This window comes from Pseudomonas sp. EA_65y_Pfl2_P78 (assembly GCF_963970495.1).
Lineage (GTDB): Bacteria > Pseudomonadota > Gammaproteobacteria > Pseudomonadales > Pseudomonadaceae > Aquipseudomonas > Aquipseudomonas baetica_A.
The window spans coordinates 1-8,930 of the sequence record NZ_CAXAON010000066.1; the positions used below are offsets into that span (position 1 = coordinate 1).

General features: G+C 48.0%; 11 protein-coding genes and 1 pseudogene. 9 read left to right on the forward strand and 3 right to left on the reverse strand.

The window, feature by feature from the left end; genetic code table 11:
• Positions 1–167: 167 nt before the first annotated feature.
• Entirely contained in the window at positions 168–602 is a 435-nt protein-coding gene (locus AACY02_RS25605; protein WP_339434317.1) for a hypothetical protein, read from the forward strand.
• Positions 603–831: 229 nt separating this feature from the next.
• On the opposite strand, the gene AACY02_RS25610 is transcribed toward AACY02_RS25605, so the two are convergent.
• Positions 832–1,173 carry a hypothetical protein gene (locus AACY02_RS25610; protein WP_339434318.1) on the reverse strand — a complete coding sequence of 114 codons (342 nt, stop codon included), beginning with the start codon at positions 1,171–1,173 and terminating at the stop codon, positions 832–834.
• 542 nt (positions 1,174–1,715) lie between these two features.
• Positions 1,716–1,919, reverse strand: coding sequence for a hypothetical protein (locus AACY02_RS25615; protein WP_339434319.1), 204 nt, complete (start codon positions 1,917–1,919; stop codon positions 1,716–1,718).
• A gap of 135 nt (positions 1,920–2,054) precedes the next feature.
• On the opposite strand from AACY02_RS25615, the gene AACY02_RS25620 reads away from it, so the two are divergent.
• The 7 genes from AACY02_RS25620 to AACY02_RS25645 all read left to right on the forward strand — a co-directional run bounded on the left by AACY02_RS25620 (position 2,055) and on the right by AACY02_RS25645 (position 8,202).
• Positions 2,055–3,344, forward strand: coding sequence for a phage/plasmid replication protein, II/X family (locus AACY02_RS25620; RefSeq protein ID WP_339434320.1), 1,290 nt, complete (start codon positions 2,055–2,057; stop codon positions 3,342–3,344).
• A 260-nt stretch (positions 3,345–3,604) separates the two neighbouring features.
• A complete protein-coding gene (locus tag AACY02_RS25625; protein ID WP_339434321.1) occupies positions 3,605–3,937 on the forward strand; it encodes a DNA-binding protein in 333 nt (110 codons plus the stop codon).
• 246 nt (positions 3,938–4,183) lie between these two features.
• Positions 4,184–4,402 carry a hypothetical protein gene (locus tag AACY02_RS25630; RefSeq protein ID WP_339434322.1) on the forward strand — a complete coding sequence of 73 codons (219 nt, stop codon included), beginning with the start codon at positions 4,184–4,186 and terminating at the stop codon, positions 4,400–4,402.
• Between the two features lie 139 nt (positions 4,403–4,541).
• A complete protein-coding gene (locus AACY02_RS25635; protein WP_339434323.1) occupies positions 4,542–5,582 on the forward strand; it encodes a hypothetical protein in 1,041 nt (346 codons plus the stop codon).
• Positions 5,583–5,593: 11 nt separating this feature from the next.
• Positions 5,594–5,878 carry a DUF2523 family protein gene (locus AACY02_RS26155; protein WP_445262008.1) on the forward strand — a complete coding sequence of 95 codons (285 nt, stop codon included), beginning with the start codon at positions 5,594–5,596 and terminating at the stop codon, positions 5,876–5,878.
• Between the two features lie 3 nt (positions 5,879–5,881).
• On the forward strand, positions 5,882–6,946 hold the full coding sequence (locus AACY02_RS25640; protein WP_339434324.1) for a zonular occludens toxin domain-containing protein: 1,065 nt from the start codon (positions 5,882–5,884) through the stop codon (positions 6,944–6,946).
• Positions 6,947–6,987: 41 nt separating this feature from the next.
• A complete protein-coding gene (locus tag AACY02_RS25645) occupies positions 6,988–8,202 on the forward strand; it encodes a type IV pilus secretin PilQ (protein WP_339434325.1) in 1,215 nt (404 codons plus the stop codon).
• On the opposite strand, the gene AACY02_RS25650 is transcribed toward AACY02_RS25645, so the two are convergent.
• On the reverse strand, positions 8,188–8,520 hold the full coding sequence (locus AACY02_RS25650; protein ID WP_339434326.1) for a helix-turn-helix domain-containing protein: 333 nt from the start codon (positions 8,518–8,520) through the stop codon (positions 8,188–8,190). The genes AACY02_RS25645 and AACY02_RS25650 overlap by 15 nt on opposite strands.
• 224 nt (positions 8,521–8,744) lie before the next feature.
• Between AACY02_RS25650 and AACY02_RS25655 the strand changes: the two are divergent.
• Positions 8,745–8,930 (forward strand): annotated as a pseudogene (locus AACY02_RS25655) (hypothetical protein); the annotation flags it as partial.

Here is an 8,930-nt window from a genome sequence, read left to right on the forward strand (position 1 = left end):
CGCATAATGAGGCCGACGTTATGGTACTTGCCGCCCGAAAGGGCAGAATCCGACGCCGGGAAAATTGCGAAGCCCCGGCGAGGATTTAGCCATAACGTCTATTATGCGAGGCCTTTTTTCGCTGTACTCTTGAAGCCACCTATCAGGTTTACCAGAGGAGCAGCGAGATGTCTGTGAGCTATAAAGGATTAGAATTTCAAACCGAATTGCTTGCTCTATGGGCCGCGTTTTTTGACCTTGCTGGCTGGCAATGGAGTACAAATGTTTCCGCAGTCTCTAACTGGAAGCCTGACTTCAAGGTCACTTTTCCTTGCGGTCATTCGGAGTGTGACGGCAGCCATACACTCTTGGTCTCCGTTTTGCCCATCGACACCATTGATTCTTTCAAGTCTCATCCCGCGATTCAGCAGCCTTATTACGTCCGAGACGAGTCTGACCATATCTTGGCAGACGGCGGTGCTCTTTTCGGAAATGATCCAAATTCAACACACTGGGAGATAGTGCACGGCGCTGGTGGTGGTTTTGAAGACGTCTATTTCCGAGTCCCTGATGCTGCTCGCATTTGGCACGAAGCTCGCGGTCTTGTTCGGTTGGCACGTTGATGCTTTGTCATTTTTTAGCTGCCATACCTTGACCTGCCCGAAGGGCATTAGGCGCCTCGCAGATCCTCGCTAGTGCATTGCACCTGGTGCGCCGATACCCGGTGCAGCCGGCCGGTTTACCGTCCAAAGAAAAACCCCAGCGTTCGTGAGAGCCCTGGGGTTTTTTTCGCGGTCGGTGCTTCAGTGATCGCCTTGGAATCACTTCGCGCCCTGATTAGCTTTTATCGAGTTAACGAAATGTTCTGCACTCCCCACGATGTTGTTTCTCGGCACTGAGGGACCCTTTGAAGTAACCAATGCCTGCCAAAACCGCGATAGCGGCGAGCGCTCCAAGACCGAAGCCAAAGCCCATCGCCACATTCATGCCGAGGTACTTATTGAGTGCTGCAGGTAGACCAAACATCACCAAGCCACCTACACCGGCGCCGATGACAGCTCCGAACAGTCCAGCTTCATGTTTCTCTTTCTGGGTAGCTCCCCAAACTACTGTTCCGAGACAACCTTGGCAGGTGGTCACACCCCAGTTGAATTGAAAGTGGCAATGACCACACGTGTAGATTTGAACTGACATCGACGACTCCTTTTGACTTATTTCGCTGATCTATCTTCCGTTGACAGGCGGGTGTACCTAATTCAACGCTTCATTCCTTATCGACACTTGAGGGATTTTCCTCACTCGATTCGACGCTTTTTAGCCAAAAAATCAGGACGATTTGCCCTGTTTTAGCCATAGAAACGGCACTATTTGGGTACTTTCTCGCTATCGACATTTGAGGGATTTCATTTTAGCCGCTAAAAAAACGAGCTACTTGGGCGTGTTTTAGCCGCTAAAATTTGTCTGCTGCCGTCGCTGCTTGAGAGCATTTTTCATCCATCGTGATGCAGACTCCATGTCTTCTCGCAGCGCGAGGATTTCTGATTTTGTCAGGGTTCTTACAGCCCCAACCCTTGGCGTAGACCGCTTTAAGCCTTCGTTTTTCTTCATTTTTTCGGCCAAGGCTGGGGGAATTTTGCGACTTGGGGGAGGGAAGAGCGGCTGCTTTTTCAGGGGCCGAACACGGTTCCCTGCGCAGCAGGGTCCACTATCTCTAATGGTGGACTCTTGTCTAACGGTTAGACTTTTACTGGTGGCTTCCCATCGTCTGACTCGATGTAGATTTCTCCATCAGGGGTCATTTTCACTCGATCCAAAACGCGATCCAGCAAGATGTTGATGATCTCTGACTTCTTCGTCAGTTTTTTGCGCTTCAGAGTGAATTCCACTTCTTTCTTCTCTAAACGCTCCCAGCGTTCCTGATCGATTCTGACGGTGCTCATAATTTTCCTAAAAGTTTAGGTCATGTCGAAAAACTGATTTTTGCCCATTGGTTACACGTATACAAGTTGCGTATTGACACGTAACTAATCACTCGCATACGATCACCGCAAATGTGATTTGTTGCGTGTATACAGATGCTAGATCGAATCCACCTCTTTGTGCCGTTCAAGCTTGAGCACATCACCCTGATGGGTGTTGATGGTCGAACTGATCCCGTGCACCTGGTCGATATCGAGTCACTCGGCGTTCCTCTACAAGCTCAAATCACCGTCGACGAGGAGGGCACCCAGCACGCCGAATACCTTCGGCATGCGTGGGAATCTCTCGGCACTGGCTTCACGCCGATGGCCATGAAGGTTTTTCACGAAAGTATGGGAAAGCGGCTGATGCCCGGCGTTGAGCTAAAAGCATCACCGGCGAAGCTTCTTCAAGGGCACAACGTCTTTGGCCCGACATGCATCGAAAAGGGCGCATTGACGATGCTCAAATGGCTTGCCGGTACGTACCCCAAGCTTTTTGAAATGCTCGCTGTGGACTGTTGTGAGGTTTACGACATCGACTGCACGTACTCGAGCAGGCTTCCGGATGAACGCACGGCAAGACAGGCTATTCAGGCCATTCGTGGTGTTTCCAATGGCCAAATGAAGGGCAGGGGAGACGACTACGAAACTACGGCATATTTCGGAGCCAAAGATTCTCGCCTGAGACGGCTGAAGATTTACCTCAAGCATCCAGAGTTCATGAAGCAACTGGAGGACGCAAAGAAGGCCGGCCGCGGCGATCTATCCGCTGCAAGAACTGTAAAAGTTCTCAGCAATCCAGATCTGCAAGCATGGTCAGAAAATCTGCTTCGGCTTGAAGTGACCGTTGCCAAACGATGGTTTAACCGTCGCGGAATTTCAAATCTACTTAATGACCTGATTCGTCACCAGCAAGCGCTGTCAGAGCAGGGCATTTGTTTTATTCAGTGGTGTTGGGAGCAAGTAACTAAAGACCTTTTTGCGGCCTTTGAGGGAATCCAGATGCGAGTTATTAACGATGAAAAAGTGCTGGCCGCACTTCTTGAAAAACACACTAAACAAGGCAAAGGCCGTTACACCAAGGAAAAAATGGTCGGTGGAGTCTCGGTACCACCAATCTTTATTCCTGGTAAAACCTCTGACGCTTACGCTCGTAGTCTGTTCCGAACGTACCGCAGCTTGAAGGATTATGGCTGGGAAGAAACCCAGGCATCGATGAATCGGGCCAGCTTTTACAACCACATCAGAGATATTTGCGAATGCGGTATTTCAAAGGCAGCTTTGCAGAAACTCAAAGTTTCGGATCAACAAAATAACGTTGTACCAATTCTTCGTTTTGTGCAGGTCGATTTCAATAGCCAGCGCCCGGGCTGGTACGTCGAACCAACTGTCGAGGCGGCTTAATGGAACGGTCAAAATATCTGATCCTGCGCAGTACAGTGGAGCTCGAAGTGATTGAGCAGCTCGGTGTCACTGCCGAGTCGAACGCATTGGTGAATTCAATCATGCGGCACTTCCTATCGTTTTCATGCGCCGAAGTCGTCCAAATGAACAAGGGACGCCAAGCCCTGCGTAGCTTCCGTCGAGATCCAAACGCCCAAATTCCTAGCTGGGCATATCGTGAACCGGGCACTCGCCCAAAATATAATCCTGTGAGGTAAATCATGTTGACTCTAAGCGGCCTGTGCCACGGTTTTCATACTGACAACCGTACTGTCGGCCAAAACACTTTCACCGAGAATCTCATTCTGCTTGAGGTTCAAGACGTCAACCAATATGGCCTTCCGGAAGTAAAGACCCTTAAAGTAAAACTCTCCAAGAAAAACATGGAGCAGGGGCTTAACAACGTTTGGAACCAATACAAAGGCAAAGCAGTAGCAGTTCCCGTGTTTGTAGCTGCATGGGCTTCTAAGGCTGGTAATGCCGGTTTTGATTTCTATCTATCAGGTGATGGCAAACCACAAAATTTCGATACCACTCCTTCTAAGGCTTCATAGCGATAAGCCCTATGTCCAATTTTGTTCGCTGCACTGGCGAGCTTAAAACTGAGGGTGGTTACCCTCAATGCTCGGGGATTTGGGAGGCAGTTCAAGCTCAGCCTCCTTTTGACCCATCTCAGCTTGATCCCGTTTTGCTTAGCCATGCCTTTGGTGTCGGTTTTATGCTTGTCGCCAGTTGCATGGTTTTGGGGATGGGAGCTCGCACTGTTCTTAACTTCATAAAATCACTGTGAGAGAAAAATCATGATCAAGAAGCTTCCTGCTATTGCTGTTCTTACTACTATCGCGGCTGCTCCAGTATTCGCGGCAGATCCTACTGCTGCTTGGGATTATTCCTCGCTGACCAGCAGCATTGATTTCAGCACTATCGGCACAGGCGTGCTCGCTGTTGCCAGTGCTATGGCTGTTGTGTACGCAGGAATCAAAGGTGCAACTATTGTACTTGGCTTCCTTCGTCGCTAATTGTTACCAACCAGTTCAACCTGGGCGTCTTCGGGCGCCCTTTTTATTGCCCGGAGATCACATCATGGATCAACTATATTACTTCGCCATGTTTTGTATCGGTTCAGGGTGCGCTTTTGCTGTCTTTGCGGGGTGGTGAATGAAAGTTCGCTACCTTCTTCTCGCTCTTTTGCTTCCACTCTATACATGCGCTGTCAATGCTGCATGGAAGTGCAATGACACGTATTTGAGTGCTACGCCGGCATCGTGCAAGACGGCGGGCACACAAGAGACTCCTGAGGCATTCTTGCAAGCTTATGTAGCAGCAGAGGTCGCAGCGAACACAAATCCGAACAAGCAATGGAAAGCTAAAGCGTGCTCAACTACATCTGCATCTACAGCGATCTGTAATTTTGATCTCATCCTTTACACCACTAACGTGGTTTCCAATTCGGTTGGGCTTCAAAAAGAGGCTGCAGTTTGTCCAGAAACTTTAGAAAGTCGCGGGCCTGATTCAGCAGCTGTAAAATCGGGAGATAAATATTATGTGGCTTGGTCTATTGGTTCGATCACTAATGATATTTGCCATAGCGCTTGTTCCTATTTGGCTTCATCTGCAACTACCAGTACGTGCTATCTCACTTCAGGATCTACAACTAGTGGTTTTTGTAACTACGTTGTGGGTCTTAACACCCAGCGTCCTGCATGCGTTGCGGAGTACGGATACAGTGCGCCCAAGGTTGGAGATCCTCTCACCCCAAGTACTAACCCTGGTGATGGCAGTGACGGTGGCTCCGATGGTGGATCAGGCGGGAATGACGGCGGCACAGGGGGTAACGGGTCTGGTGGCAATGGCGATGGCACTTTTGATGGCGAGCTTTCTTTCTCTTCGCCAGGAGCTTTAGACGCCCAATCAGTCATTGGCAAAGAATCAAATGCCGCTGCATATGATGCATTAATTACAGGTATGCAGGCTGATCTTAATGAGTCAGACATAGGTACGGCGGTAAATGAATTCACCCAAAAAATGAGTTCAATGTCTACTGTTAGTACGTGCCCAACATCCACAGTGCAGATTCTTGGCACTACTATCGTTCTCGATGTTCACTGCATTCTATTTAATTCAATTTCCCCTACGCTCAACATAGTTTTTCTTGCGTGCTGGTCATTGCTCGCTTTACGTGTCTTCCTATCTGCTTAATTGAGGTTGCTATGTCTGCTTTCGGTGAGTGGCTATTATCAATAATTCGCGAGCTTCTACAGTTTATTATTGATATACCGATTGAAATAATAACGTGGATCTGGGAGTCATTTTTAAAGCTGATCAGTACCAGTTGGTTGATGGGTCTCATTCAGAGCGCAGGAGATGTTTTTACAACCATCCCGTCGTCTGTTTGGTATTTCATGAATATGATGCAGATCCCTTATGGAATATCAGTGGTCACCAGTGCTTATTTTTTGCGTTTTCTAGTTCGCAGAATTCCTTTCATCGGGTGATATATGGCTATTGATGCTTATGTAGGAAAGCCTGGCCATGGGAAAAGTTATGGCGTTGTTGAACATGTGGTTTTACCATCCCTTAAGCAGGGCAGACACGTTGTTACTAATATCCCACTTAACGATGAAGAGTTAATCCGGGATTTTGGTGGTTCAATATACCAATTACCTTCCGACTGGTATGAACATCCGGACCTTTCTTCGCTAGTGCCCAGCGGTTCAGTGCTGATACTTGATGAGGTATGGAGACGCTGGCCTAAAGGGCAGAAAGCAAACCAAGCAAGTTTGACTGATAAAGCTCTCTTAGCGGAGCATCGTCATCGTGTAGACGAACATCAAAACTCGATGCGAGTCGTGCTGGTAACGCAAGACCTGTCCCAAATAGCCGCGTGGGCATGTACGTTGATCGAAACAACGTATCGGATGAAAAAGCTATCCAAGAAAGTTTTTCGCGTCGATGTTTACAATGGTTATGTTACCGGGGATTCTCCACCTAAAAGCAAGTTGATCCGTCAAACCGGTGGAAAATTCAATGCAAAAGTATTCGCTTACTATAGCTCTGCAACGCAATCGACTTCAGGTGGAGTAGGAGATGAAACAACCGCGGATGGACGATCTTCTATATTTCGGTCGTGGGGGCTTTGGTCGTTACTAATCATTGTCGTAGTAGGCTCTATTTTCTCATACATGGGGCTTCGGTCTTTTTTTGGCGGAAGCCCTAAAGTTAATGAGCCGGCTGTGGTCGTCCAGGAACAACCCAAGTCACTTCCTAAGCCTTTTGAATTACCCGTCTCGAATGATTGGCGTCTTGTAGGGTTTGTTCATGTAGCAAGGCCTGACTCCAATGTGCGTAATCAACCGAATTCCGTCGCGGTCATTTCCCATAAAAGCGGCCGTTTGCGTTATATCTCATTTAGTAAATGTCGATATTTCGATGATTTTCAAGAGGCGTATTGCTTAGTGGATGGCTCGAAAATAACAACTTGGTCATCAAGCTCGTCTAACTCACTGGGAAGCGCACTGATTGGTGACGGTGTTCAGCGTAGCGCAAACACCGTCACCAATTAATGCGCAGTCCTGAAATTATCATTAAGACCAGTGGAATATCTATGCGTGGCATTCTAGTTTTCATAGCCTTGTTTTTTTCTGCATACTCCTTTGCTGCTGCTGATGATCATCTTTCGTTTGACTTCGACAGTATTCAGGTTCGTGCAGCACTTCAGTTGTTAGCTGATTACAAACATTTGAATCTCGTTGCTGATGACTCAGTGACGGGGTCGATCACCATGCGCATGCAAGATGTATCGTGGGATAGTGCTATTGACTATGTTGTAAAAACAAAGGGGTTGGTTTACCAACTCGATGGGCAATTTCTCCAGGTGTCTCGACTTTTCTCAAACTCTTTGCGCACTGCTGATCTTTCTTCACCTCCGTTACCTGGCGGTGATTTTTCTGTGTCGCCACCTCAAAAAAATACGATTCTGAAAGTCACCCATGTGTTGGGGAGCGACGCTATTAAAGCATTCAGTCTTCTCCAAGGTGAGTCTTTGACAGCTGACGACAGTGCCTCTTTAGTCTTGGCCCGCATGATGCCCGCTCGTATTGATGAGCTTCGTGAGTATCTCAAAGCCGTTGATTTCCCCCGTAAGCAGGTAATGATTGAGGCTCGAATTGTAGAAGTTGACACCTCTTATAGTCGTAGCCTGGGTGTCAGCTGGGGGGCTAAGTCCGGTAAGGGAGCAGTTGCCGTGGCCGCTTCCGGTACTTTTGTTGATGTCGGATCGCTGTCGTCTTCGGTAGGTTTTGGAATCGTAACGGATGCGCTGACGCTCGATCTTGAGCTAAATGCAATGGAGAAAAATGGAGGAGGGAAGGTGATATCTAGACCTCGCGTGGTCACCTCTGACCGTCAACAAGCAAAAATCATCAAAGGATTTGATGTCCCTTACCAGCAGTCTGCCGGCGAGGGCTCCACATCGGTTTCTTTCAAAGAAGCAGCTTTATCCTTGGACGTTTTACCGATCGTCAATGACCAGGGCATTCTGCTCGATATAAAACTGTCCAAGGATGAGCCGGACTTCTCAAATGCGTTAAATGGTGTGCCGCCAATTAACACGGCATCGTTCACGTCTAAAGTAGTGGCCAAATTTGGCCAAACAATCGCGCTGGGAGGGGTTTACTCGACATCCGACAACGTGGTGCAGAAGTCTGTGCCAGTTTTAGGAGCCATTCCATTACTCGGATGGCTCTTCAGGAGTGAAACAAAGTCGGTGACGACCACCGAGCTGATGCTTTTTCTGACTCCGACTTTAGTCGATCTTTGAGAGACTTTTTTCGGCTTCTTGCTGCCAGCGTTTTACTTGGAACGCTTTGATTTCCGGCAGTACAGCTGAGATCTCAACGAAACCCTTTGGAACTGGCTTGGGTGCTCCAACCGGATGATCAGAGAGGAGGGAGGGCAGCGATACATTCAGGCTGGTAGCGAGCTTTTCCATTATTTTGAGTGAAGGATTGGCTTTACCGTTTGTGAGATCCGAGAAAAAAGAAACTGAAATGTCAGCACGCTCGGCTAGCTCCATTTTGCTGATGCCTCTTTCGGTGAGGATTTGGTTTAGATTCTTCATCAGAATTTCATAGTACATTTCGACACCCCAAAATTTTAGCCGCTAAATTCCAGATACCTAACAACGAGATATAACTAAACTAAACAAGCATTTAGTGTAGTTATAACTATATAGCATCAAAAGAGTAGGGTAGCTCATCAGATGAGCTAGGGGTAGCTCATCCTTGAACGCTATCTTCCAAAAATGGACGATATCGCTCAAGGTGAGAAAATCAGCATCTGCCAATAAGGGAAAAAACATCAATGAATCATTTCCCAGGCTGGATGCTGGAAAGCGCGCACAGCTACCTAAAAGCAGCGGAGCTGCTGGATGCGCAACATCTACCGCACGTAGCGCAAGTCAATGCAGCGATCGGTATGGAGATCCTGCTAAAGAGCTTTATTTCGATTCCTGACCAGCACCAGGGAACCACTGGTGAAACCTACGAC

Coding starts and splice junctions, on each gene's coding strand:
- AACY02_RS25635 (WP_339434323.1), top strand. CDS start 4,542: ATGAAAGTTCGCTACCTTCTTCTCGCTCTTTTGCTTCCACTCTATACA.
- AACY02_RS25605 (WP_339434317.1), top strand. CDS start 168: ATGTCTGTGAGCTATAAAGGATTAGAATTTCAAACCGAATTGCTTGCT.
- AACY02_RS25615 (WP_339434319.1), bottom strand. CDS start 1,919: ATGAGCACCGTCAGAATCGATCAGGAACGCTGGGAGCGTTTAGAGAAG.
- AACY02_RS25630 (WP_339434322.1), top strand. CDS start 4,184: ATGATCAAGAAGCTTCCTGCTATTGCTGTTCTTACTACTATCGCGGCT.
- AACY02_RS25640 (WP_339434324.1), top strand. CDS start 5,882: ATGGCTATTGATGCTTATGTAGGAAAGCCTGGCCATGGGAAAAGTTAT.
- AACY02_RS25650 (WP_339434326.1), bottom strand. CDS start 8,520: ATGTACTATGAAATTCTGATGAAGAATCTAAACCAAATCCTCACCGAA.
- AACY02_RS25645 (WP_339434325.1), top strand. CDS start 6,988: ATGCGTGGCATTCTAGTTTTCATAGCCTTGTTTTTTTCTGCATACTCC.
- AACY02_RS25620 (WP_339434320.1), top strand. CDS start 2,055: ATGCTAGATCGAATCCACCTCTTTGTGCCGTTCAAGCTTGAGCACATC.
- AACY02_RS25610 (WP_339434318.1), bottom strand. CDS start 1,173: ATGTCAGTTCAAATCTACACGTGTGGTCATTGCCACTTTCAATTCAAC.
- AACY02_RS26155 (WP_445262008.1), top strand. CDS start 5,594: ATGTCTGCTTTCGGTGAGTGGCTATTATCAATAATTCGCGAGCTTCTA.
- AACY02_RS25625 (WP_339434321.1), top strand. CDS start 3,605: ATGTTGACTCTAAGCGGCCTGTGCCACGGTTTTCATACTGACAACCGT.